General features: G+C 43.1%; 27 protein-coding genes. 22 read left to right on the top strand and 5 right to left on the bottom strand.

Annotated elements, in window-relative coordinates:
* The first annotated feature begins 217 nt into the window (after nucleotides 1–217).
* The 8 genes from AC3WJJ_RS23760 to AC3WJJ_RS23725 all read left to right on the top strand — a co-directional run bounded on the left by AC3WJJ_RS23760 (nucleotide 218) and on the right by AC3WJJ_RS23725 (nucleotide 10,481).
* Nucleotides 218–1,390, top strand: a complete 1,173-nt coding sequence (locus AC3WJJ_RS23760) for a PP2C family protein-serine/threonine phosphatase (protein ID WP_492544419.1) — start codon at nucleotides 218–220, stop codon at nucleotides 1,388–1,390.
* A complete protein-coding gene (locus AC3WJJ_RS23755) occupies nucleotides 1,387–5,052 on the top strand; it encodes a response regulator (RefSeq protein ID WP_492544417.1) in 3,666 nt (1,221 codons plus the stop codon). The genes AC3WJJ_RS23760 and AC3WJJ_RS23755 overlap by 4 nt, the downstream gene beginning before the upstream one ends.
* 64 nt (nucleotides 5,053–5,116) lie before the next feature.
* Nucleotides 5,117–5,986 (top strand): CheR family methyltransferase, encoded by an 870-nt coding sequence (locus tag AC3WJJ_RS23750; RefSeq protein WP_492544415.1) that lies wholly within the window; start codon nucleotides 5,117–5,119, stop codon nucleotides 5,984–5,986.
* Nucleotides 5,987–6,003: 17 nt separating this feature from the next.
* Nucleotides 6,004–7,680: a response regulator gene (locus tag AC3WJJ_RS23745; RefSeq protein WP_492544413.1), complete on the top strand. Its 1,677-nt coding sequence runs from the start codon at nucleotides 6,004–6,006 to the stop codon at nucleotides 7,678–7,680.
* Nucleotides 7,681–7,796: 116 nt separating this feature from the next.
* Nucleotides 7,797–8,135: an STAS domain-containing protein gene (locus AC3WJJ_RS23740; RefSeq protein WP_492544411.1), complete on the top strand. Its 339-nt coding sequence runs from the start codon at nucleotides 7,797–7,799 to the stop codon at nucleotides 8,133–8,135.
* Between the two features lie 16 nt (nucleotides 8,136–8,151).
* A complete protein-coding gene (gene rsbW, locus AC3WJJ_RS23735; RefSeq protein ID WP_422658332.1) occupies nucleotides 8,152–8,604 on the top strand; it encodes an anti-sigma B factor RsbW in 453 nt (150 codons plus the stop codon).
* Nucleotides 8,601–9,371, top strand: a complete 771-nt coding sequence (locus tag AC3WJJ_RS23730; protein WP_422658331.1) for a sigma-70 family RNA polymerase sigma factor — start codon at nucleotides 8,601–8,603, stop codon at nucleotides 9,369–9,371. Before rsbW ends, AC3WJJ_RS23730 begins: the two co-directional genes overlap by 4 nt.
* A gap of 129 nt (nucleotides 9,372–9,500) precedes the next feature.
* Nucleotides 9,501–10,481, top strand: coding sequence for a magnesium transporter CorA family protein (locus tag AC3WJJ_RS23725; RefSeq protein WP_492544408.1), 981 nt, complete (start codon nucleotides 9,501–9,503; stop codon nucleotides 10,479–10,481).
* A gap of 208 nt (nucleotides 10,482–10,689) precedes the next feature.
* Here the strand turns inward: AC3WJJ_RS23725 and AC3WJJ_RS23720 are convergent, their stop codons facing one another.
* From AC3WJJ_RS23720 to AC3WJJ_RS23710, 3 genes are all read right to left on the bottom strand, one after another.
* Nucleotides 10,690–11,160 carry a DUF5665 domain-containing protein gene (locus AC3WJJ_RS23720; RefSeq protein WP_492544406.1) on the bottom strand — a complete coding sequence of 157 codons (471 nt, stop codon included), beginning with the start codon at nucleotides 11,158–11,160 and terminating at the stop codon, nucleotides 10,690–10,692.
* Nucleotides 11,161–11,253: 93 nt separating this feature from the next.
* A complete protein-coding gene (locus AC3WJJ_RS23715; protein WP_492544404.1) occupies nucleotides 11,254–11,661 on the bottom strand; it encodes a YtxH domain-containing protein in 408 nt (135 codons plus the stop codon).
* Between the two features lie 50 nt (nucleotides 11,662–11,711).
* Complete coding sequence (locus tag AC3WJJ_RS23710; RefSeq protein ID WP_422658327.1) at nucleotides 11,712–11,969, bottom strand: GlsB/YeaQ/YmgE family stress response membrane protein; 258 nt, start codon at nucleotides 11,967–11,969, stop codon at nucleotides 11,712–11,714.
* A 294-nt stretch (nucleotides 11,970–12,263) separates the two neighbouring features.
* Between AC3WJJ_RS23710 and AC3WJJ_RS23705 the strand changes: the two genes are divergently transcribed.
* Nucleotides 12,264–13,268 (top strand): asparaginase, encoded by a 1,005-nt coding sequence (locus tag AC3WJJ_RS23705; RefSeq protein ID WP_492544402.1) that lies wholly within the window; start codon nucleotides 12,264–12,266, stop codon nucleotides 13,266–13,268.
* Nucleotides 13,269–13,428: 160 nt separating this feature from the next.
* Nucleotides 13,429–14,145, top strand: a complete 717-nt coding sequence (locus tag AC3WJJ_RS23700; protein WP_492544400.1) for a pirin family protein — start codon at nucleotides 13,429–13,431, stop codon at nucleotides 14,143–14,145.
* A gap of 95 nt (nucleotides 14,146–14,240) precedes the next feature.
* Here AC3WJJ_RS23700 and AC3WJJ_RS23695 read toward each other — a convergent pair whose 3' ends face one another.
* Entirely contained in the window at nucleotides 14,241–14,465 is a 225-nt protein-coding gene (locus tag AC3WJJ_RS23695) for a DUF1128 domain-containing protein (RefSeq protein WP_492544398.1), read from the bottom strand.
* Nucleotides 14,466–14,632: 167 nt separating this feature from the next.
* On the opposite strand from AC3WJJ_RS23695, the gene yyaC reads away from it, so the two are divergent.
* From yyaC to AC3WJJ_RS23670, 5 genes are all read left to right on the top strand, one after another.
* On the top strand, nucleotides 14,633–15,172 hold the full coding sequence (gene yyaC, locus AC3WJJ_RS23690; protein WP_492544396.1) for a spore protease YyaC: 540 nt from the start codon (nucleotides 14,633–14,635) through the stop codon (nucleotides 15,170–15,172).
* 105 nt (nucleotides 15,173–15,277) lie between these two features.
* Nucleotides 15,278–16,069: an alpha/beta fold hydrolase gene (locus tag AC3WJJ_RS23685; protein ID WP_422658322.1), complete on the top strand. Its 792-nt coding sequence runs from the start codon at nucleotides 15,278–15,280 to the stop codon at nucleotides 16,067–16,069.
* Between the two features lie 163 nt (nucleotides 16,070–16,232).
* Entirely contained in the window at nucleotides 16,233–16,913 is a 681-nt protein-coding gene (locus AC3WJJ_RS23680; protein ID WP_492544394.1) for a DUF6483 family protein, read from the top strand.
* Between the two features lie 85 nt (nucleotides 16,914–16,998).
* Nucleotides 16,999–18,219 carry a class I SAM-dependent methyltransferase gene (locus AC3WJJ_RS23675; RefSeq protein ID WP_492544392.1) on the top strand — a complete coding sequence of 407 codons (1,221 nt, stop codon included), beginning with the start codon at nucleotides 16,999–17,001 and terminating at the stop codon, nucleotides 18,217–18,219.
* Nucleotides 18,220–18,394: 175 nt separating this feature from the next.
* The gene (locus AC3WJJ_RS23670) at nucleotides 18,395–20,545 is read left to right on the top strand and encodes an O-antigen ligase family protein (protein ID WP_492544390.1); all 2,151 of its coding nucleotides are present in this window, start codon (nucleotides 18,395–18,397) and stop codon (nucleotides 20,543–20,545) included.
* On the opposite strand, the gene AC3WJJ_RS23665 is transcribed toward AC3WJJ_RS23670, so the two are convergent.
* Nucleotides 20,523–20,837, bottom strand: coding sequence for a hypothetical protein (locus tag AC3WJJ_RS23665; RefSeq protein ID WP_492544388.1), 315 nt, complete (start codon nucleotides 20,835–20,837; stop codon nucleotides 20,523–20,525). The genes AC3WJJ_RS23670 and AC3WJJ_RS23665 overlap by 23 nt on opposite strands.
* A gap of 153 nt (nucleotides 20,838–20,990) precedes the next feature.
* Between AC3WJJ_RS23665 and uptA the strand changes: the two genes are divergently transcribed.
* From uptA to AC3WJJ_RS23630, 7 genes are all read left to right on the top strand, one after another.
* Entirely contained in the window at nucleotides 20,991–21,599 is a 609-nt protein-coding gene (uptA, locus tag AC3WJJ_RS23660) for an undecaprenyl phosphate transporter UptA (protein ID WP_422658317.1), read from the top strand.
* A 2-nt stretch (nucleotides 21,600–21,601) separates the two neighbouring features.
* A complete protein-coding gene (locus AC3WJJ_RS23655) occupies nucleotides 21,602–22,168 on the top strand; it encodes a thioredoxin family protein (protein WP_492544386.1) in 567 nt (188 codons plus the stop codon).
* 4 nt (nucleotides 22,169–22,172) lie between these two features.
* On the top strand, nucleotides 22,173–22,808 hold the full coding sequence (locus AC3WJJ_RS23650) for an MBL fold metallo-hydrolase (RefSeq protein ID WP_492544384.1): 636 nt from the start codon (nucleotides 22,173–22,175) through the stop codon (nucleotides 22,806–22,808).
* A gap of 173 nt (nucleotides 22,809–22,981) precedes the next feature.
* Complete coding sequence (locus AC3WJJ_RS23645; protein ID WP_422658314.1) at nucleotides 22,982–23,176, top strand: hypothetical protein; 195 nt, start codon at nucleotides 22,982–22,984, stop codon at nucleotides 23,174–23,176.
* A 226-nt stretch (nucleotides 23,177–23,402) separates the two neighbouring features.
* Complete coding sequence (gene sigY, locus AC3WJJ_RS23640; RefSeq protein ID WP_492544611.1) at nucleotides 23,403–23,930, top strand: RNA polymerase sigma factor SigY; 528 nt, start codon at nucleotides 23,403–23,405, stop codon at nucleotides 23,928–23,930.
* 2 nt (nucleotides 23,931–23,932) lie between these two features.
* Nucleotides 23,933–24,271 carry a YxlC family protein gene (locus AC3WJJ_RS23635; RefSeq protein WP_492544382.1) on the top strand — a complete coding sequence of 113 codons (339 nt, stop codon included), beginning with the start codon at nucleotides 23,933–23,935 and terminating at the stop codon, nucleotides 24,269–24,271.
* On the top strand, nucleotides 24,268–24,480 hold the full coding sequence (locus tag AC3WJJ_RS23630) for a hypothetical protein (protein ID WP_422658312.1): 213 nt from the start codon (nucleotides 24,268–24,270) through the stop codon (nucleotides 24,478–24,480). The genes AC3WJJ_RS23635 and AC3WJJ_RS23630 overlap by 4 nt, the downstream gene beginning before the upstream one ends.
* Nucleotides 24,481–24,517: the final 37 nt, after the last annotated feature.

Below are 24,517 nucleotides of genomic sequence, written 5' to 3'. Positions count from 1 at the left end.
GCTAGCGCGTCCGGTACATTTCCATGTAGAATATAGGGCTTTAAACATAGATAAGGAATGGGACAGGACTGTCTCATTCCTTATCTATGTTTTTGAAATAAATGGATTTTTCATGAGGTGGAGCCATTCTCGAAACAATCTATTAAGTGATTTATATAGTATAATAGTTCGAGAAAGGATGTCTAATCGCATAGAGAGTATCGTTAAGGAGAGAGCTATGAGAATACTAATTGTTGATGACAATCCGACTAACGTCATAATTATCCGAGAAATTCTTAAGAAAGAACAATACCGGAATATTGTAACTGCGTCTTCAGCCATAGAAATGCTGGAGTATATCGGTATTGGGGATAACTCCTCAGAATTACGACCCAAACGCGTTGACGTTGATTTGATATTACTAGATATGATGATGCCAGAGATGGATGGAATCGAAGCTTGTCGAATCGTACAGCAATATGACCATCTGAAAGATATTCCGATTATTATGGTGACGGCTGTAGGTGATTCGAAAAAGCTGGCCGAGGCACTTGATGCTGGGGCCGTAGACTATGTGACAAAGCCGATCAATAAAGTCGAACTGATGGCCCGCATTCGCCTAGCTCTTCGTCTGAAACATGAAAAGGATTGGCACAAAGACAGAGAACAGCGGATTAAAGATGAATTAACGTTAGCTGCCATGGTGCAAAATGCAGTGTTGAGTCTACCTATTGAAGATGAATCTTTTGAGATTCATGCCTTATATCAGCCGTCTGCTGAATTAGCAGGTGACTTGTATGCTTGGTATCCACTTGGTGAAGGCCGGTATGGGATTATACTTCTTGATATGATGGGACATGGAATTTCATCGTCATTATTCTGTATGTTTATTGCTTCTGTGTTGAAAGACACGGTGACCACTTATGTAGAGCCGGAGAAAGTTATTCAAGAACTTAATCGTAGATTCAATCAGCTTCATCTAGAGAATCAATTGATTCAGTATTATTTTACGGCTATCTATTTGGTTGTTGATACGCGTATGAAGCGAGTCGATTATGTGAATGCTGGCCATCCGCCTGCGTTGTTCTTTCAAGAAGACGGTTCGGTGATGACTCTTGATCAAGGATGCTGTCCTGTAGGATTATTTGATCGCATTGATGGGATGGAGCCACGGAGTTTTCATTATGAAGGGAATGCACATCTTGCTATGTACACGGATGGTATTCTGGAGCTTGTATCTGGAAGTCATGAGGACAAGCTTGATTACTTGAAGCGTCATTTAAGTGTTTCTCATAAGTGGAGAGAAGAAGAGATGAAGGAACAATTTTTTGTGGATAATCCAGCGGAGGAACGAGATGACGACAAATGTCTCGTATGGATCACCCTTAAAGGGAGTGGGGGAACAGAATGAAGATTAGAAGTAAATTAGTTATCGGGTTCACGACCCTGCTGGCAATCATGCTTGTATTAACCTTGGTAGGTTATGATCGAATCAGCTTTATGAACAGTCAACTCGATACGATATATAGCGAGCGCTATTTAAAGGTTCGTGATTCCAATGCAGTGCGTGGACAAGTGAATGATATGGCACGTGCACTTACGAACATGATGCTGAGTGATGAAACAGCTAATTCAGAGCAAGCCGTGAACCGCATTAAAGAGATGGATCAGAAGGTAGATACTATCTTGGAGTCCCTTAAGAAGAGTGGGAATTCGGCTGAAGAACAGCAATTGCTTGATCGGATTGAGAAGGCTAGATCGGAATACGGAGGATATCAATCTAAAGCACTGGATCTTCTTTCAGATGGCAATATTGATGCAGCTAACTCCTACCGAATTACAGCAGGACAGGCTGTCCAAGAAGAAATGTTAAACAGTCTGAATGCATTATCGAGTTACCAGAATGCAAGGATAACAGAAGATATTGATGAAGCCAAAACAGCTTATGAACGCTCTATTCAGATGACAACTTTTTTTATGGCCGTGGGACTTTTGATTGGATTGATCGTTATCCTATGGGTAGTTCCGAGTATTACTCGTGGAATTAATGTGGTGAACTTGATGATCAAAAGCTTTGGCCAGGGTCGTATGAGGGAGATCCAAGAGATTGAGGTCACCTCAAAAGATGAGATTGGACAAGTAGCTCAGGTGTTCAAAGAAATGGCAGAGGATATTGAAGAGAAGCAGAGACTGGAGCAGACGTACTTAGAAGCTCAGCGTGATCAGTCCTGGTTGAACTCTAACTTGGCCAGAGTTACTGAATTACTTGAAGGGATTGAATCCCTAGAAGAAGTTGGCCAGCGCTTTATGAGTGAGTTTACCCCAGTGATTGGTGCTCATTATGGTGCCCTATATATCCGTCAGGAAGATAAAGATCCGAATAAACTAATGGTTCGAGGATCGTATGCTTTTGAAGGTGGCGATGTACCTAGAAGTTCCTTTACGATTGGAGAAGGTCTGGTGGGACAGGTGGCACTAGATAAGAAATCGATTATGCTGAATAATCCGCCAGAGAATTACATGCAGGTTCAATCTGCATGGGGATCGTCCAAGCCAGGGTCGATTATGATTTATCCAATCTTGTTCGAAAATGAGTTGCTTGGTGTCTTGGAAATGGCTTCTTTTGAACAATTCACTTCACTTCAGGAGCAGCTCATATCCCAGTTAAGTCTGTCACTAGGGACTTTGCTCAACAGTATTATGGGACGTATGAGAGTAGAAGAACTCTTGCGTGAATCTCAAGCACTTACAGAAGAACTACAATGTCAATCAGAAGAGCTTCAGACTCAGCAAGAGGAACTTCGTCGTTCGAATGAGAATTTGGAAGAGCAGACAGAGGCGCTTAAACGCTCAGAGGAGCTACTTCAGCGTCAGCAAGAGGAACTGGAACATTACAATACAGAGCTTGTTGCTAAGACTCGTGCACTGGAAGAACAGGTTCAAGAAGTGGAAGAGAAGAATCTCGAAATTGAGAAAGCGAAAGAACAGTTGGAGAAGCAAGCGATGCAGCTCTCGGTTACGACCAAATACAAATCGGAGTTTATGGCCAATATGTCACATGAGCTTCGAACACCACTCAATAGCTTGCTGATCCTTTCCCAGCTTCTTTCTGAGAATAAAGGTGGTAACTTAACAGCTAAGCAGATTGAATACGCTCAGACGATTTATATGTCGGGTGCGGACCTTCTTAAAATGATCGATGAGATTCTTGACCTATCCAAAGTGGATGCAGGCAAGATGGAGATTAATAATGAAGCTGTGCATATGACCGAAATCGAAGCGTTTGTTCAGCAGAACTTTGCTCCTGTTGCATTTAAGAAAGGCCTTGCACTGAAAGTTCATGTCGAGGATGGTGTGCCTGAGAGCATTATTACGGATGGTCACAGGGTGAAGCAGGTCCTTCGAAACCTGCTTTCCAATGCCTTTAAGTTTACAAGTAAGGGTTCAGTTGAAGTCAACGTAACTCATGGTAATCCGGATAAACTTCCGTTTTTCTTGGATCGTGAACGTAATTATATTGCTTTCTCTGTGATCGATACGGGAATTGGTATTCCAGCAGATAAAACAGACTTGATATTCGAAGCCTTCCAACAGGTCGATGGAACAACGAGTCGAAAATATGGAGGAACGGGACTTGGATTGTCCATCAGCAGGGAATTGGCACGTCTCCTAGGGGGCGGCATAAATCTCGAATCTGAAGAAGGACAGGGTAGCTGCTTTACATTGTATTTACCTTGTGAACAAGCCATAGACTCAGCGAAGCAAGAAGCGGCAGCTACAACTCAAACAACAAGTGAACTTCTAATAGATAAAAGCTTTGTTGCTCCTAAAAAAGTTAAAGAAGGGAAAGCTAATCCATCCATTCAGATTGAAGATGATCGGGATGATATCGGACCTACAGATAAGGTACTCTTAATCGTTGAGGATGACGATAAGTTTGCTAAGATCTTGCTGGATATGGCAAGAGGTCGCGGCTTTAAAGCATTAGTCGCATTGCAAGGGGACGTCGGTCTTAAGATGGCCCAATCGTACAAGCCTGACGCCATTATTCTAGATATTCAACTGCCGGTTATGGATGGGTGGTCTGTACTGGGTGAGCTGAAGAGCTCAGCGGTAACACGTCATATTCCTGTACACGTCGTTTCCGTTGTGGATGAAGTGAAGCAAGGACTTATGATGGGGGCGATCGCTTACCTGAAGAAACCTTCTTCTCGTGAAGCGCTTGAAGGAGCCTTTTCTCATATTGAGTCCTATGCGGAACAATCTATGAAACAACTACTCATCGTTGAGGATGACGATATTCAACGTCATTCCATCATTGAACTTATTGGTCATGATGATGTTTCGATTACAGCTGTATCTACAGGTAAGGAAGCTCTTGAGAAGCTAAGAACACAGAGATATGACTGTATGGTCCTTGATTTGATGTTGACGGATATGACAGGCTTTGATTTGCTTGATCAAATTCGTGATGATGAGAAGCTTGTCGATTTACCAATCATTATTTATACGGGGAAAGAACTCGATAGCAAGGAAGAAACCCGTCTGCGTAAATATGCGGAGTCGATTATTATTAAGGATGTTAAATCACCAGAGAGATTGCTGGATGAGACGACACTGTTCTTGCACCGAGTAGAGGCGAATTTACCGGAAGATAAGCGTAAAATATTGCAGAAGCTGCATAATAAAGAAGTTCTTTTTGAAGGCAAAAAAATCATGCTTGTAGATGATGATATTCGAAATGTGTTTGCCCTTTCGAGTGTGCTGGAAGGTTACAACATGGAGGTAACTTTTGCCGAGAACGGACGCGAAGCATTAGAGCTATTAGAGGCTGATCCGAACTACGACCTCGTGCTAATGGATATGATGATGCCGGAAATGGACGGCTATGAGGCAATGAGCAGGTTGCGTCAAATGCCTCAATTTGAAAAGATGCCAATCATTGCGCTCACGGCAAAAGCAATGAAAGAAGATCGGGCGAAATGTATTGAGGCGGGTGCCTCCGATTACATGAAAAAGCCAATTCAAACAGAGCAACTTCTTTCTCTGATGCGCGTATGGCTGTATTCGTAAGAGAGAGTTTTGGGTAAAGAATAATTGATAGATTAACGTAAAGGGAGAAAGTCGGTGTACAATCATGGCATCAAGTGACCAAACGGATATTGAATTAAACACGGAGGAGCATAACGACCGGGAGCTGGAACAAATCGAGATTGAGCTTTTGCTTGAAGGCATTCATCGATTTTATGGTTATGATTTTCGCAACTATGCTCTCCCTTCATTGAGGCGAAGAATCTGGCATCATGTGCATGCCGAAGGTCTGTCCTCCATATCGTCATTGCAAGAAAAGGTTTTACATGAGCGGGCGTGCTTTGAACGCCTTATATATAATTTATCCATTCCGGTCACGGAAATGTTCAGGGATCCTAACTTATTCCTAACATTTAGGCAAAAGGTAGTGCCACTCCTGAGAACTTATCCATATATTCGTATTTGGCATGCTGGATGTTCTACAGGTGAAGAGGTATATTCCATGGCTATTTTGCTGCATGAGGAAGGTCTTTACGATAAGGCGCGCATTTATGCTACGGACATGAATTCACGATCATTGCAGCAAGCCAAGGAAGGCGTTTTTGATATTAAGCGCATGAAACAATACACCAAGAACTATTTGGAGGCGGGCGGAACACGCTCGTTCTCCGAATATTATACGGCGAAGTATAACTCGGTTATTTTTCATCCGTTCCTTAAGAAAAACATGATCTTTGCAGAACATAACTTAGCGACGGATCGTTCATTTAATGAGTTTAATGTCATCTTTTGCAGGAATGTCATGATTTATTTTAACGATGAACTTCGCAATCACGTGCATGGACTATTTCATGAGAGCTTAAGCCATTTTGGTATTCTCGTACTAGGAGCCAAGGAGTCGATTCATTTTACGAATTATAGTGATTCGTATGAAGCGCTTGATCGGGCAGAGAAGATTTACCGGAAGATTAAATAGAGTTTTAGGAGGATTCCATGGTGTTTCATGATCCAATTCATATTTTGCTGGTAGATGACCGCCCTGAGAATTTGCTTGCCCTGGAAGCTGTACTAGACAGCGAACAATACACGCTGATTAAGGCTACTTCCGGGGAAGAAGCATTAAGATGTCTTTTGAAATATGACTTCGCTGTGATTGTTCTTGATGTTCAAATGCCAGGCATGGACGGAATTGAGACAGCACGGTTAATAAAAGCAAGAGACAAGACGAAAGACATTCCCATCATCTTTATATCGGCGAACAGCAAGGAGGCGGAACATCTCTTTGCTGGATACTCTGCCGGTGCTATTGATTATATGGTCAAACCGTTTATCCCCCAGATTCTGAAGTCTAAGATTGAGGGTTTTGTAGATATGTATTTGACGAACAAAAGACTCAAAACACAGTCTATGCTGCTTCATCAAAAGACTCAGGAACTGGAAAAGATCAATCATGAACTTGTACAAGCAAAGGATGCAGCTGAGATAGCAGCCAAAGCAAAAACCGAATTCCTAGCCATGATGAGTCATGAAATTCGTACACCTATGAATGGGGTGATCGGGATGATTGATCTTTTGATGGATAGTGACCTACAGGATGAACAGAGGGAATATGCAGACATCATTCGGAACAGTGCTGATGCACTTGTATCTATCATCAATGACATTTTAGACTTTACGAAGATGGAGTCTGGGAAGATGGAGCTCGAAGAGCATCCATTTGAACTGAAATCTTGTGTGCAAGAGGTATTTGGACTTTTTTCAGCTGAAGCTAATAAGAAGAATTTAGAGTTGCTGTACTTTATTGAAGATCAAATCCCCAAAATGGTGTATGGAGATATGGGACGTCTGCGACAGGTGTTAATGAATCTCGTATCTAATGCGGTTAAGTTTACGAATCAGGGGGGAGTTTATCTCGTCGTTTCTCTGATTGAGAGAGAGAATGAATCCCTAACCCTTGAGTTTAATATCAAGGATACTGGCATTGGGATTTCGGCGGATAAGGTCGACCGATTATTTAAGCCATTCTCCCAACTGGATTCATCTATGACTCGTAAGTATGGCGGGACTGGCCTCGGTCTTGCAATCTGTAGGTCATTGGTTCAGATGATGGGTGGAGAAATCAGGGTAGAATCTACAGAAGAGAAGGGCGCAACGTTCTTGTTTACGATTAAGGTTCGTCAGCATGAGGAAGAAGACCCGCTGCGAGGCCAAGATAAACCCGATGATGCATATGATATGAAAGAAAAGAACTGTTTACCGAATGTACTCGTTGTAGATGATCATCCCATTAATCGAAAGCTTATGTTAAGTATGCTTGGTAAGATAGGTTTAGAAGCAGACATTGCTGAAGATGGAGATCAGGCTGTGAAGCTGGTAAGGGCAGGACATCATTATGACATGATATTTATGGACCTTCAAATGCCAGTCATGGATGGTCTGGAGGCTACCCGATTAATTCGGAAACAACAGTTGTTTGGAAAGAGGTCTGTGATTGTTGCAATGACGGCTAATGTAATGGATGGTATACAGACACGTTGTCTGGAAGCTGGTATGGATGAATATATCAGTAAGCCAGTAAAAATTAACGGTATTAAGCAAGTCTTGTCTAAGTATGCACTGCCCACATATCATGAGCATGTCCTATCTCATGGGCAACAATCGGTGATGTAAATCGACCGCACCTGTCATGTCAAAAAAAACCATGAACAAAATGGTTGCTGGGTTGTTTCAACACATGAAATAACGGGTTATTTGTAATGAAAAACAAATTGCGGGAGAGAGTGTCTATGAATACAAACAATAATGATAAATTCAATGCTAAGACTCACATGAGTGAAGGTGTCTGCACGGTGTTTTTAAGCGGAGAACTTGATTTGTCCGTTGCACCAGATTTTCGATTAGTTATGGAACCACTTGTGAGCAATTCTGAAATGGATTTGATCGTCAACATGAAGGAAATGACATATATAGACAGTACAGGGATTGGAATTCTATTATCCATTTTAAAAGCAAGACATGGCATGCAAGCACGCTTTGCTGTTGAAGAGGTTCCACAACAAATTCAGAAGCTGTTTGATATGACCGGTATTGCGAAGTTCTTTGCCCCTCAGGAGAATTCCCAATAGGAAAGGAAAGAAAATAATGAATGCTGAAGCACATAAAGTTACGCTGAATTTACCTGCCAGTGCAGAATATGTTGATATTGTTCGTTTGAATTTGTATGGTATTGCATCAAAAATGGGATTTTCTTATGAAGAGATCGAAGACATGAAAGTTGCGGTTTCAGAAGCTTGCAATAACTCGGTTTTATATGCATATGGGCAAGAAGCAGGTATGGTTGAAGTTGTGTTCGACGTTTCTGCTGATTCGTTATCCATCACAGTCAAAGACGAAGGGGAGAGTTTTGATAGTGATGAACGGGTAGATAACCGTACAACTCTTCATGATAAAGAATTGAATGAAGTTCAAATTGGTGGTCTTGGCTTCTATCTCATGGAGGCACTTATGGATGAAGTAAGTGTGACGAATCAAACAGGAAAGGGTACACAGGTTATTCTTACTAAGCGGCTTGCGAGAAGCGAGGAGCCAGTATGAGTGAAAAGGTGACTCCCCCTGAGTCAAGAGATGAAGCAATTAGTCTGATCTGGGAATACCAGCAGACGAAAGATAATGAGATCGCTACGGTCTTAATTAAAAAGTATGAACCTATGGTTAAGATGGCTTCAGGCAAAATAGCCCGTAATAGGCCAGACCTTTATGAGGACTTATATCAGGTTGGACAGATGGCTCTGATCCGTCTGCTTCAACAATATGATATAAGTCTAGGTATTCCTTTTGAGCCTTATGCGATGAAGAGTATGATCGGTCACATGAAGAACTTTTTGCGAGATAAATCTTGGTATATCCAAGTTCCACGCCGAATTAAGGAGAAGGGCGCACTCGTTCAGCATGCTATCGATGAATTAACCATCAAACTAGAAAGATCACCGGCTGTACAGGAGATTGCTGAGTACCTGGAATTGACTGTTGAGGAGACGCTAGAAGTTCTTGCAGGGCGTGAGTGCTATCATTATGTATCCCTTGATTCTCCATTATCACAGGAAGAGACCGGCGCTACACTTGGTGAGCTTATTAGCTCGGATGTGAATGATTTTGATTCCGTCGAGAAGCGAATGGATTTGCAGCAGGCTTTAAGTCAGTTGAAAGAGCAGGAGCAAAAGGTCTTACTACTTGCGTTCCAAGATGGTCAATCGCAGAGAGCCATTGCCCAGAAACTCGGTGTTTCACAGATGAGTGTGTCTCGTATACAGAAGAGAGCAACAGAGAAGCTGAAACAAATTATGTCTAATTCATCGTATTGATATGGACAAGCCTTTCTATATCAGGTGTAAAGACCAGCCTACATAAAGGCACGCTATTCCTGAAAGAAGGATAAGCGTGCCTTTTTAGTGATAAGAAATAGGACAAATGAAGAAGGACGTGAGTGATGGGTGACGATCTTGCAGCTGGATAAGGAAGACAATGTATATCATTTTGGAGGTGGCTGGAGTTGGTATGACCTTCAAATCAGGGATTGGGATTCACCTCTAATTGGAGAATTACGTAATCAATTTCCTTATTCATCGAAATGGTTTGACTTTGTTTCAACGCTTCAAGATAAGAACTATTTGTCTGTTCATTTTCCTGATGGGAAAAATCCTATTATGGTGGGTTCTATTCTCTATACCGTTGCTTCTGCTATAAATGATAATCATACGAATGAGCAGTTTTATTTTTATATTGATGGAGACGCGTTAATCACCTTTAATCTGGATGAACATACGAGAGGAATTATGCGAGAGGAGGGGCGCGTCTCCATGCTGCATCAATGTACGAGGCCGATTGATGGGATGTTTGTCCTCTCCAGAGCCATCCTGCATTATTTTCATGTTGGAATGGATAAGTTTGAGCATCGCCTGCGGAAACTGGAGGCAGGGATGAAGCATCAGAATAAGCGCTATTTAATGGATAGTATTTTAACATCAAGGTTCGAGTTGATCTTTTGGAACAATTTATTTATATCCTTTCAGGAATTGATTACGGCTTCCAAAGAGGGGTATCAAGAAGATTTAGATGATAGCCGATTTTATAAACAACTATTTTATAGGGTAGAACGAATGGAAAGGTTATTTCATCATTATGAACGTGAAATCGATACACTTGTCTCCATCGACAATGCGATAGCTGGATTTCGAGGAAATGAGATCATGAAGACCCTGACGATCATGACAGTCATCTTTACACCGGCCACGGTAATAGGTGCAATATGGGGGATGAACTTCGATAATCTTCCTTTAATCAAGTATTCATGGGGTTTCACAGCCTCTATGTTATTAACACTAGCCATGACCGCAGGCATGTATTTGTGGATGCATATGAAGGGATGGACAGGGGATATTCTTAGGGTTAAATCTCGGGATAAGAACATATAGTCAATTGGTTCTTTAGGTTGAATTAATCGTATTATTACCTTATTGAACAGTTGCAGGAAAAATTAAAAATGAGCTCAGTACAGTACCGAACTCATTAGAAAGCTGCTTGATGAAATTATCGTTTCTAACTTTTGGAGGCCATCCCAGCTTTATTGGCCTCTTTTTTTATTTGATGTAACCATTAATCTTTTGTGAATTAATGTCATTTTCATTTAGAAGTTTCAACATAGCTGAGAAGATTGCTGATAAAATCCCCAATAACCGGGAGATTTAAATTAACAACTAAACTTAAGATATAACCTAACAGACCCAAAACGATAGCAGTACCTACAGTCATTCCAAGTCCTCTTGAAAGACCAGCGGTAAAATTGGTAATCATCCGCTTTTTAGGGTTCATGTAGTTCTCAACAATGTCCTTAAAGTCAGATTTTTCAAGAGAATCTGCAATTTTGTCCAGACGAGTATTCAGTCGTTTGACCTCATGTCTTAACTCAAAGGGATGCTCTTCTACCTCATATACTCCGCGAGTATTCGACTTTTGAGCAGAGTGTTTTGAAGATTCTTCTCTTTTTATATTCCTGTCACGATCTCGCTCATGGTTGCGTTTACGTGAACGCTCAGGACGATCTGAATGTTCAATTGTACTTCCACTGCCATTATAGGGGGCTGCTTTGCTCATATCGAATCCCTACTTTCCTTTGAAAATGATGGGGAAGAAGCTGAAACAAAAATAGCCAGCTGTGTCAGCTGGCTATAACCCGAAAGTTGCGGTTTAGATTCTAGGTGTCTTCAACTCTTGGCTGACGTCAGAGGAAGCATTTTTCGTCACATGTTTGACGTCATCGGAAGCAGTTGCAACTTCATCACTTACATCATTAGAAGCTTGTTTAACACTTGCCATGATGTTGCCTCGACTTTCATTGACTGTGGTCATAACGTCGGAAGCTTTTGTGCCTACAGTCTTAGCAATGTCTGTAGCTTTATCACCAACAACACCAGCGACCTCTTTGGTTTTATCCGTAACTAATGTAATCTTTTCGGACAAATCTCCACGGAGTTCACGACCTGGTTTTGGGGCGAAAAGGAGGGCTGCTGCAGCTCCAACCAAAGCTCCAATGAAAGCACCCTTAAAGAAAGTTGATCCACTCTGTACCGGATATTCTTGTTCTGTGTGATTCATGACATTCACTCCTTTAGATTAATTTCATTTAATATGTCTAATCGGGAAGATTAGGTAGTGCGTCTAAACATTTTGGATACGAGTCCCAGCAGGAATACGAAGATAGCTGTACCGATAATAGCTGGAACGATTGCGAAACCGCCGATTTCAGGCCCCCATGAACCCATGAGCATGGGTCCGAGCCAAGCACCGACAAAGCCGGCAACCATGGAGCCGATAATACCACCTGGCATATCATTACCCACTAAGGCATCACCGATGATTCCAATAACAATTGCCATCACGATGCTGATAATAATTCCCCACATATCATCGCCTCCTTATTCAGATGTCTTGACCCTTGTTTGTTTGGGCTTGCTTATCTGGTATTTAAACTTGAGAGTTGGCACTGAAACAAGAAACATGAGAAATAGAGTAAATGAAAGGTATTGTGTAAAAATTATAAGTAAGAATGAGAAAAGTGTTGAATTTTGAAGATTTTGAAGCTTTACAAAATTCGTAATGTTTACTTGTGTTTATTTTTGCCTACTGATCTATATTGATTTTTGTACTATACTTAAAAAAGCAACTTAGGGATGAAGCAACAGAAGGAGAGAGGCATCATGGAGACAATGCTAGTGAAGGAATATCGTGCAGATGTTATGGAGTGCGCCCATAGTGGGCATATATGTATCGTTAATGAAGAGGGTAAGGTTGAAGCGTATGCGGGTGACCCTAACTATGTAACGTTCACTCGGTCTTCTGCTAAGCCTCTGCAGGCTATTCCTGCTATTCGTGCACAATTAGCGAATCATTATCATTTGACAGATCAGGAAATTGCAATTATGACTGCATCTCACCGAGGGGAGCATGAGCACCAAGAGATATTGATTAACCTTCTGAACAAAACAGGGATTGGTGAAGATCGGCTTGTATGTGCCTCTAGTTACCCGCTTGATGATGAAGCTAGACATTCTTTAATTCGTAACAGAAGTAATAAACGTAAACTTCATCATAATTGTTCCGGTAAACATCTGGGCTTATTAGCTTACAGTCAGATGAAGGGATATACTCTTGAAGGTTATGAGAACCCTAACCACCCTGTACAGCAGGAAGTATTAAATACGGTAGCCTATATGAGTGGCTTATCTACAGATGAGATTACTCTCGGAACAGACGGCTGTGGTCTTCCGGTGTTTGCATTACCTATGCATGCTTTAGCAACAGCTTATATGAAGCTTGCTTGTCCGGATCGAATTGAAGACGAAGCTACACGCTTAGCAGTTAAGACGATTACGAAGGCGATGAATACTCACCCCTTTATGGTGGCAGGAAGCGGCAGAGTAGATACTTTGCTGCTACAGGATAAGAATATTGTTGCTAAGGGTGGTTTTAAGGGAGTTTACTGCTTTGGGCTCAAGGAAGAGAGACTGGGGATAACATTCAAAATATTGGATGGTTCTGAAGAAGAGTGGGGCTATGTTGCGGAATCCATTCTTGATCAGATCGGCTATAAGAACAAAGCCACCATAGATCGTTTAAAGGAAGCATACACCAAGGATATCTATAATGATGGGGGACAAAAGGTGGGTAGAGCCGAGACGGTCTTTACTTTACAACGCGTTTAGATAAATCAGTTTCCTCATATCTTAGTTGCTTCAGTTAAGGACTATATTCAGATTAATGATTAATTTAAAATCCGCCGGGGTATTAAAGTATAATCCCACAAGGGAGAAAACTTTATCTCGCTTTCCTACATGGAAAGTGAAGACGCGGAGGTGAGCGGGCATGATTAAGATCATGACTGCGGCGGAAAGACATACATCACAAAAAGAATGTGTACACAGCGAATATAGCTTTTCTTTTGCGGAGTACGACGATCCGCATAATGCGCACTTCGGTTCTCTTCTGGCTCATAATGACCATATTCTAAAGCCAGGCGGGATGTTTGATCCGGAACTACACCATGACTTGGAAATCGTTAATATTGTATTGGAAGGCAACATTCAGTACGAAGATGAGAATGGTAAGGAACGGCTCGAAACGGGGTCTGTTCAAGTTGTTAGCACCGGACGTGGATTAACGCATGGTGAGAAGAATGGATCAGATACGGAGGATGCACGTTTTATTCAGATGTGGTTCTTACCGAATCAGCCGGATATCACTTCAACACGTCATCAAAAGACTTTTGAGCGGGACCAGCAGAAAAATGGTTTGTTGCCTTTGGTTAGTGGGCGTGATGGAGAAGCTCCACTTTCAATTGCTCTAGATACCATAATCTATGGATCAGTTCTTGAGACCGGAACGCAAATCAATTATTCTCTTGCGGAGGGACGTAGAGTCCATGTGTATCTTATCAAAGGTAATATTGAAATCTCCTGTGAAGATGGATCATTTGACTTAACTCCAGGCGATGCTGCTCGTCTTCAAGGATGCGATCAGATTACACTTAAAGGTACTTCAAGTGATGGAGATGCAGAATTGATTTTGATTGATTTACCGTAATGACTTCACTAAGAAATTGAAATAGCCCCCACCGCGGTTTTCCTTTCAGAAAGGGCCGTGGTGGGGGCTTTTAGCTAACATTTACACTTTAAAGATTAGTTATTACGCAAGCGTCCAAGCTCTGATACAAGAGCTTCTACCTCAGAGATACTTAGTGTCTTCTTACTCATAACCATATCATACAGGTCACGTATATCTTCGTATTGATCTTTGGAGAAGGCTGAAGCCTGCATTGCAGCACCTGAAGCCATGCGGAGCTTTAGCTTAATTTGTTCAATCATATACTCAATGTTCTCTTGAGATTGTTCATTCAGATCCATATTTGGCACCATTCCTCTCACTCATTTCGTTCCTGTATTGTACCATGTCGCCGCCGGACGAACCAATGTTTTTGCCACCGTTTACGCATTAGGTTAAAATCAGGAGAATGATAAGTCATATGTTGTATGCATCTGTAGCAAATGCTTGTATTTGAAGGGGGAAGGTAATGGGCGATTATGCGGGATTTCGGCAGGCAGAACCTGCAACAAAAATCAAATTGTCAGGAGAACAATTGCATAGCTTTTTCACAAACATATCCCAGCTATATTCCAAGGACCAGATTACTTTTGTATGTATTGGCACTGACCGTTCAACAGGTGATGCGCTAGGCCCTCTGACAGGAAGCAGGCTGCTCGAATATGGATTTCCAAATGTAATTGGAACGCTCCCCGATCCGTGTGATGCTTGTAATCTTGAGGCGAAGCTTATGGAGGTTGAAGCAGGAACGGTTGTGATTGCCATTGATGCTTGCTTAGGCCAGGCTTCTTCTGTCCATAGCTTCTTTGTATCTGCTGGCCCTCTTCATCCTGCCCAGTCTGTGGGAAAACCACTTCCTTCTGTAGGAGATTATAGTATTGCTGCAGTGGTGAATGTACAGGGACCTAAGCCGTACTGGACGCTGCAAGTGACTTCGCTTTACTTGGTGATGAATATGGCGGAGGAGATAGCACAGGCTGCAGCATCTGCCTTCGGACTAAAACCTTGAAGATAGACGTTTCAATCGGACCGATATATGGGTTAATAATAGTACATCTTTACAAAACTGTAGCTGCTTCAAATAGCAGCAATAAATAGAAAGAAGGGTATTGTAATGGATAAAGTACAATGCAACGGTCATACGATATGTTATCTGGAACAGGGACAGGGAGAACCCGTTATTCTGCTGCATGGATATTGCGGAAGCTCCTCTTACTGGGAACAGGTACTGAATTATCTGCACGACTACCGGGTCATTGTACCGGATCTTAGAGGTCATGGACGCTCAGATGCGCCGATGGGACCCTATACAATTGAACAGATGGCTGATGATGTGCTGCTTCTGATGGACGAGCTGGAGATTGAAAAGGCGACACTGCTTGGACATTCGCTTGGAGGATACATAACGTTGTCATTTGTCCAACGATACTCTTCAAGGTTGAATGCATTTGGATTGATCCACTCTACAGGTTTTCCGGATTCGGAGGAAGCCAAGGAGAAGAGGGTAAAAGCGGTAAGTGTTATTCAACAAGAGGGGATCACGAACTTTGTTGATAGTCTTGTACCAGGTCTATTTGCACCGGGAATGGAAGAAAGACAGCCGGAATGTATCCAAAAGGCCAAGGAAATAGGCTATTTAACACCTCCGCAAGGAGCCATCGGTGCAGCACTTGCGATGCGAGAGAGACCAGATCGACGTGATGTTCTATCCGCGTCACCTCTTCCGGTCTTGTTAGTTGCAGGGGAGAAAGATGGGCTCATACCAACTGAACGTGTCTTTACAACCGATCATCCTAATGTGACGCAGGTTGTTATTAATGAGGCGGGACATATGAGTATGATGGAGAAACCGGAAGAATTGAGCGAAGCCATTCAACAATTTTTAAATAACGTTCACTCCTCATGATTTTTTGCTAAATGAAGGTGAGAAGTGTGAAGCCGGAGATGAGATGCTCCGGCTTTTTTTATATTTAGCAAGTGAATTCATGTACTGGTAATCTACAGACAGATATTTTACAATTTATAAGGATATTAATAGGAAGAGATTAGTTTAGAAATGAGGAAGCGGTATGTATCGGAAGGATTATCTTCTTCGTCTTGTGGAGGAAATGACGCAGATGTTATCCAAGGTATTCGGATTGAAGCAGCAGAAGAAGCATACCGAAGCCCTCTGGGAAATCGATGAGATGCTAAGTCGTCAATTCCGTTTGAATTCAAAACTGTTACATTCTTTATCTCCAGAGGACATCGTTCAGCTCTTCCGTAATGGTGAACTCGTTGAGGCGGACAAGCTTCAGAGTGCAGCGAGGCTTTTAGAGGAAGAGGCTGATATTCTTGTGGATATGGATAAGCAGGAGGAAGGGAATACTTTATTCGTGAAGGTCCTTCACTTATATCTATCCGCATCGATACATGGTGGTAATCCGCGTTTATACGAGCTACCGCACCGTATTAATGATCTCCTGAAGCGGGTCCGTGTACAGGGGTTACCTGATGCGACAGAACACCTTTTATTTACATACGCTGTACAGGAAGGCAAGTTTGCTACGGCAGAGGACAGCCTCTATCGACTACTTGGACGTGAAGCTTTAGACTATGAGATAGGTAAGCTTTTTTATGAACGACTTCTTGCACTTCAGCTGGAAGTGTTGGAGCGAGGAGGACTTCCGCTGATCGAGGTGGAGGAAGGACTTAAGGAATGGAATGAACGATTTTTACATGGGATGGATACGAAGAAAACCGGATGTTGATCTAGAAATTTGTAAGCATAACTTGGGCAACATTGACCGGGGATGTTATCATATTTAATGTGGTTTTATGGGCTGCAAATACAACATGAAAGTGAGATGTACCCACTTGGATGCACTGCGTAAACTTATTCACCAAATCATTGATGATACATCTTTGATTACAGCTACCCTCAGCCAGCTGCGCAAGCGGGATGGGATTTCTTATACGAAAGTGACGGTTAAACCCGTTGAATTAAAAAACAAGCTCCATTATCAATTTGCCTACTATTCTGGAACGAAGGTAACACATCAGAATGTGCTTGCTGAAGAAGCTGAAGCTGTAATGACGAAGCTAATGGAAGAAACGTTCCGACAAGCGATCATCTGTACACCAGAAGCAGATTTCCAGGTGCTTGTATCTAAAAAATACAAGGTGTCTATTCTAACCAAGTCACCTACGAAGACACAAAGTGACATGTCTCATAATCGTAAAAAGACCTATGTACTGGAAGAAGGGATTCCTGTCCCGTTCTTAGTAGAGCTTGGGATTATGAATGACGAAGGGAAAGTTTTTGCGAGAAAGTACGATAAGTTTAAGCAGATCAACCGTTTTTTAGAAATGGTTGAGGATGTGCTTCCTCATTTGCCGGATGATCGTCCATTGACAATTGTGGACTTTGGCTGCGGCAAATCCTATCTTACTTTTGCACTTTATCACTATTTGGCGGTCACCGTGCGAAGATCGTTGAAAATCGTCGGTTTGGATCTGAAAGCAGATGTCATCGAACACTGTAGTCTGCTGGCGAAAAAGCTGAATTATTCACAATTGCAATTTCTTGTCGGGGACATTGCGGATTATGATGAATTAGAGCAAGTAGATATGGTGGTTACATTGCATGCTTGTGATACGGCAACAGATGCGGCTCTGGAAAAGGCAGTTCGCTGGGGGGCATCGGTTATTCTATCCGTTCCTTGCTGTCAGCACGAGCTGTTCTCACAAGTGAAGAATCCTGTAATGGATCCTCTCTTGTCACATGGGATCTTGAAGGAGCGCTTTTCTGCACTTGCAACGGATGCGATCCGTGCGAAGCTGCTTGATATCATGGGGTATCGTACTCAGTTGCTAGAGTTTATTGATATGGAGCATACACCGAAAAATATCCTCATTCGGGCTGTGAAGGGAACGGCAGGAGATAAGGATAGATTGTGGCAGGAATATACGGCATTCAGGGATTTCTTGAGCGCTGCTCCATATTTGGAGAAAGCTTGCCGGGATCTGATTCCACAAGCAAGATTGTCGGAAGAAGCAAATGATGAAGTGAAGTAGATGAAGTTTTATGTAGCGGATTGACCTTGGACTTGACCAAGATCAATCCGCTTTTTTTTACTTTACGAATTACGACTTTCCAAGCCTGACGTTCGAATACAATGTTTGGTGCTCGACCACAATGGAGATATAGAAAGCGATAAACACGGATCATCAATGTGAAAGGGGGGAATTCATGAATAAGGTAGTTCAGTATATGGGTGTATGGATACTAATGCTTGTGATGTGGAGTGCCAGTCTGCAGGCTGGATTGTTTTTTGATCGGGATGTATATGCAATCAGCACATTTTGGGGAGTAGTCTGTCTGCTATTCCTTATGGTTTATTTAGCTTTTGGTGATAAAAAAATCTCAACTCAGCATAAAAGCCCACTATTTCCATTGTTGATTCTTACAGGATTTATGCTGTTCATTTACACATGGCACGGGGTGAATAAACCTTTGTCTATGAAGGGAACGGGGGATGAAATTATTCGCTGGGGTTTGTATGGCAGTGTTCTATGGATTTCCTGGATCGTTAAAAGAGGGCGAGAGGACGGTAAGCTGCTCCGATGGGTCTGGCATACAACTGGTATGATTTTGTGTGGCAGTGCGTTTCTGTCCGTATACGGACTGCTTGATGTGCCGTACGGGATATTTCGTACGGATGATCTTTCCATTAGCGCTACAGGCGCGAGGCTTGGCGGTCTAATGCAATACCCGAACGCGTTCGGGGCAGTGATGGCCGCCATGCTGCTCGAGCGGCTGTTTGCGCTGCCCGCCGCGCTCCGAGGGCGGGCTTCCTGGCTTCGCGCTGCGGCGGCATTGCTGCCGCTCGCGCCATATACCGCCGCGCTGCTCCTGACGGAGTCGCGCGGCGCCTGGATCGCGGCCGCACTAGCGTGCGCGGCCGGGCTGGCCGCAGATCGGCGCTTCGCGGTGCCGATCTTTGCGGCTGCTGCCGCGCCCATACTAGGCGCGGCACTGCTCTACAGCCAGCTGGCAATCGTCCAGCTGGCTCCAGCGGTGTTGCCCGGCCTGCTATGGCTGGCCGGGCTTTGGGCCGGCAGCATATTCGCCGGCCTGCTGCTATGCCGGGCTGCGAAGCACAGCCCCGGCAGTGGGCTACCCGCTACCGCGAGTTCCGCCCTCGGGCATTCGCATAGCATGGCTTCTGCTCAGCCACAGGACGCCGTTCACTCGCATCCAGTTAGCCTGATCACGGCAGCCGTTTGTTACATCATTGCATTTCTTACGGTATTAATCCCGGTGGGCTCACGTTTAGCTGGAGAAGGAGAGACAGTGAGTGCCCGTCAGCTTATGTATAAAGATGCATTGGATTTATTTCAGTCCGCACCATGGCTTGGACAAGGTGGAGACACATGGCGCCTATCATACCGAGCAATTCAGTCAGAGCCTTATGTGGGTTCTGAAGTCCATAGCGGCTACATCGATTTACTGTTAAACATCGGTAGCATCGGTCTTTTGATCGTCTTAACATTACTGTTCATGGCTGCATTCCGAATTCGCCGTAACTGCCCACGCCTACTTCCTTCATTCCTAGTCCTATTACTTCATAGTATGATCGACTTTGATTGGAGCTTTGGTTTGATATGGCTTCTGCTTATTTGGCTTGCTGTAATGGGAGATGAGAGTGAGAGGAAAGAAATTAACCTCAAGATCACACTTTTATCTCAGCCACATCGAACCTTCACCCTGCGTCATATATTCGTGTTAGGCATGGTTGGAATAACCGTTTGGACAGCGCTGGCTTTTTCATACTGGAAGAGTAACCATGCGTATGAACAGGCAATGCATTCTTCGAACATGGGAGAGCGTGAGAAGTTGTTGAAATCAGCAATAAGCTGGAACCCTGCTTCAATAGAACCTGTATTGTTGCTGTCCAATCAACTTTCAACAGGCGAAGCGGTCCTTCTTTTGATGAATAGTCTTAACCGCTCACCGGGTCATCCGGAGCTCACTTGGAAAATGGCTGAATTACATGCGATGAGCGGAGATGCTGTTCAGGCTGCAAAATGGTATCGAATCAGCTTAAATAACGACAAATATAATGCTACCAAACATACACAAGCTGTATTTTATCTAGCGAATATCGCTCAGAAGCAGTGGGCTTCAGGCAGAGAAGAAGTAGCTGTACATACAGCATATGCCGCGCTCGGTCTCTATGAATTGTATCGAAGTAGGGGGGAACTACTTGCAACAGATGTTAAGGTCAGAAATGATCGGAATTTCCGGATTACACAACAAGCGACACTAGAAGGTGAAAGACTGGAACGAATAATTAAATCTATAACACAGCCTCTTGTTATCCGCCAAAAGCATCTCTAAACGCGGAAGCCAGCGGTTTTTCAGGTATTTGCCATAGTTCAGCAAGTTCAGCACATACCTCTTTCTCCCACCAGTCACACAGCGCTTTTTTATTACTGTAGTTATCGTGAATCCAGATGAGGTTACCAATCACTTTTCGGTAATACAGATCTTCCCCCTGCTTGATTAATTCGGGTGAAACATACTGCTTGAGTCGCTTTGTCGTCCGGTACAGTTCCTTGCCGCAGGCTCTACGAATGCCTCTGGGTGTGGGTGGGCGACTGCCAGTCTGCTTATTGTGAGATGTATGCATAAGTTGTGCTCACTCCTTTTAACTTACCATATGTGATAATACAGGCCAGAGTCACAAGCGACGAATCAATTGGGCTCACTAGAAGGCATGTCCAGAGCTGTGATAGAATAAGTTAATATAAAGAGCGATGGCTTGTCAGGAAGAGGGGAGAACGTGGAGGTTGTTTATGATTTGGTCGGACGATTGTTTGACTGGATACAGAGCCTAGGGTATTTCGGTATTATGCTTGGTCTTATGGTTGAAGTTATACCGAGTGAAATTGTGCTTGCATATGGCGGGTATCTCGTTTTCATCGGTGAGATTAACTTTTTTGGAGCTATGATTTTCGGTACAATCGGTGGGGTTATGGCCCAGCTGTTTGTGTATTGGATCGGACGATACGGCGGCAGGCCCATTCTCGATAAGTACGGGAAGTATATCTTGATTAAGAAGAAGCATGTCGATTACGCTGAGGATTGGTTTAAGAAGTACGGCACAGGCGTAATTTTTACTGCCCGTTTTGTTCCCGTCGTACGACATGCGATTTCTATTCCGGCAGGTATTTCCAAGATGAACGTTTGGCGCTTTACGCTTCTTACCACCCTGGCGGTCATACCATGGACGGCGTTATTTTTATATTTGGGTCTGGTGCTTGGAGAACAATGGGAGAATATTGATGAGAAGGCAGCTCCATTTGTTCGAGATTTTTTGCTTGGCGCGTTAGCACTTATGATTATTTATTTTGTAATCAAATGGATTAGATCCAGAAAAGGGAGGTCTTAAATATGGCAGTTGATTTATCTCACAAGCTAGGTACCGGAATTTCCCCGAAGCAGTTTATGGAGGGGATGGAGAAGAATAAGGAAGAGTTTCAAGCTAATTATGATCAATTCTCATGGAATCGTGATGAAGATCGTGAATTCTTCGAAAGTCTTCAGTTTCGAGATGATATTCGTGTGCTTATTCTAGCTGCTGATTGGTGTGGAGATGTAGTTCGTAATGTACCGGTAGTCTTCCATGCACTTGAAACGGCTGGGTTCGACACCGAAGTGCTCGTAATGGAGCAGCATTTAGATGTGATGGATCAGTTTCTGACCATGGGAGGACGCTCCGTTCCAATTGTTATTTTTGCAGACACTGGCGGTTACGTACTTGGCCAGTGGGGACCAAGACCTGCACATGTTCAGAAGTATATGATCGAGTTCAAGAAGGATAACAGTGATCGTGAAGCCCCTCATTATCAGGAGAAGATGGCACGGGTTCGCCAAGAGATGATACAAGCTTATGGGGAAGGAAAAGAGTCTAGCGCAGTCATTATTTCAGAACTGCGTGAATTGATCTCAGGGTTTTAATGACATGCTGAATATTGAAACATTTAACTTAGGACCGTTGCAGACGAATGCATATTTAATAACTGGATCAGAGGAAGGCAAGGCTATCATTATAGATCCGGGTATGAATCCTGGAGCACTTGTTAGACGGATTGCTGATTTAGACATTGAAGCCATTTTACTGACACATGCTCATTTTGACCACATGGGTGGCGTAGAAGAAATCCGGAAACTTAAAGGCTGCCCGGTCTATCTGCATGATCTGGAAAGTGATTGGCTCGCGAATCCGAAATTAAACGGCTCATTGAATTGGCCAGAGGTAAGTCCACCTCTATCTACAGATCCAGCTGAATTCGATCTTGCCGCTGGGCAGAAGCTGGACTTCATTGGTCATACCTTTACGGTGTATCATACACCGGGTCACTCTCCAGGAAGTGTTAGCTTTTTGTGCGGGAATGATTTGTTCTCTGGGGATGTGTTATTCCGGATGGGTGTGGGTCGAACAGACTTAACGGGTGGACGTGAACGTGATCTGATCGATTCGATTCAGAACACGCTCTATACCTTCCCTGATGAAGTCACTGTTTATCCAGGACACGGTCCTCGTACAACCATCGGTTATGAGAAACAGAGGAACCCATATATTTCGGCGAATAGCTAAATAGGAAATATCCGACAAATAATGAGGCTTAATGCTAGACAAATGAAGACAAGATTGATACAATACGGTTAATTAATTGATAACCATTGCGAAGCACGCAGACTGTGGAGTATATCCCGGTTTGCGTTCTTTTTTTATGCGCTCATATTTGGCAGGGTGTAGGGGGAAATGTTGTGAAGTATGATGACCTATCGCTTTTGGACAATTCTTTCATCGTTCGGTGTGAACAAATCGCTGATAGCACAGAATTATATCGCTTAATAGAGACGGAGAAGAATTCCAAGGTTGTTTGGGATCGATTTATTAGCGGTGCAAGTTTATTTCGACAGCCTTGGCACCATCGTTTACAGAATCTTCGACATAGATAAGAAGAAAGTAGGAATAAGAAGTCTTCCCGTAAGTAGATTTTTTTGCTCGGGGAGGGCTTCTTTTTTCATGTTATCAACGTACGATGGCCTTAAATGCATACATATTTTTGAATGATTGATCTAATCCGTAACTTTTTAGTGCACGATAAATATATAGATTGATTTGAACGAAATGATCATCTTAAACGTATTAAGGTAGAACGTGAAAGAAGGTGATGGATACATCATGGTCCTTGATGACAAGGATTTAATTCGCAGAGCACAACAAGGAGATACAGCTGCAATGGCGCAGTTGTTCAAGAAGCACTACTCCTTCCTATATAAGTACCTAATCAAGGTAACGATGGACCCAATGCTGGCTGAGGACACTGCACAGGATACCATTGTGCGATGTATGGAGAACATCTCTCGATATAATGGCACTTCCTCGTTCACATCCTGGATGATTACGATCGCTACTCGACTATATATTGATGGGACTAGGAAGAAGAAACGGGAGAAAGCATGGCTTGTGCAGGAACAACAGCAAACAGCAAGAGCTATGCGATGGCAAGTGGAATACCGGGGAGCGGAATGGACCGATTTACTCCAAGGCTTGTCCGAATTAACGGAAGAACATCGTGTTGCTATATTGCTTAAGCACTATTACGGATATGGATATGATGAGATCGGTGAAATGCTCGGCATTCCAGCAGGTACAGTGAAATCGCGAGTAGCCTACGGTATACGACAATTACGAAAAGGAGATGAGTGAACATGGCGAAGGATCCTAATCTTGAGGATGAACTGTGGATGGAAGGCTTAAATCGTCAATTTGATCGATTGGATCAGATGTTTGAAGAGGTGAATTCCCCCTCCTTTGAGGAATTGGAGATGTTGGCTGTGCGAACTGCTAAGAATCGTCATCTCCGGCAGAGAAAAGAGTTTTTGATTTTTCTCTTGGTTGCGGTATTCATCGTAGGCAGCTGTTTGATGGCAGCATTGGCAATACCAAGAGTTTTCTTAATTATTCACGGAATTAGCTTGTTAACAGGCATCGCTATTTTGTTATTTAGCGAGGGAGTTAGAGGTAAAGGAAAGAGGGAGATCCAATGAAGGAAGATATAAGCACACTCCCACTGTGGCTGTTGGTCTTGCTTTGCATACTTGTATTATTACAGGGGGCCTGGCTTTTCCGGAATGCAAGAAGTCGAGATTTAGGCAAAATGGCTTGGTTCTGGGGACTATGGGGATCGATATCGCTACCTGTTCCACTACTGCTGTATTGGCTCATTGTGATTCGCCGAGATTATCGAAAAAATTAATTGCTTCTATATATGATAAAGAAAGTCAGGTGATTGG

The sequence above is a fragment of the Paenibacillus sp. FW507-14B1B genome (assembly GCF_058781425.1).
This window is presented reverse-complemented; position numbering and strand designations above follow the sequence as displayed.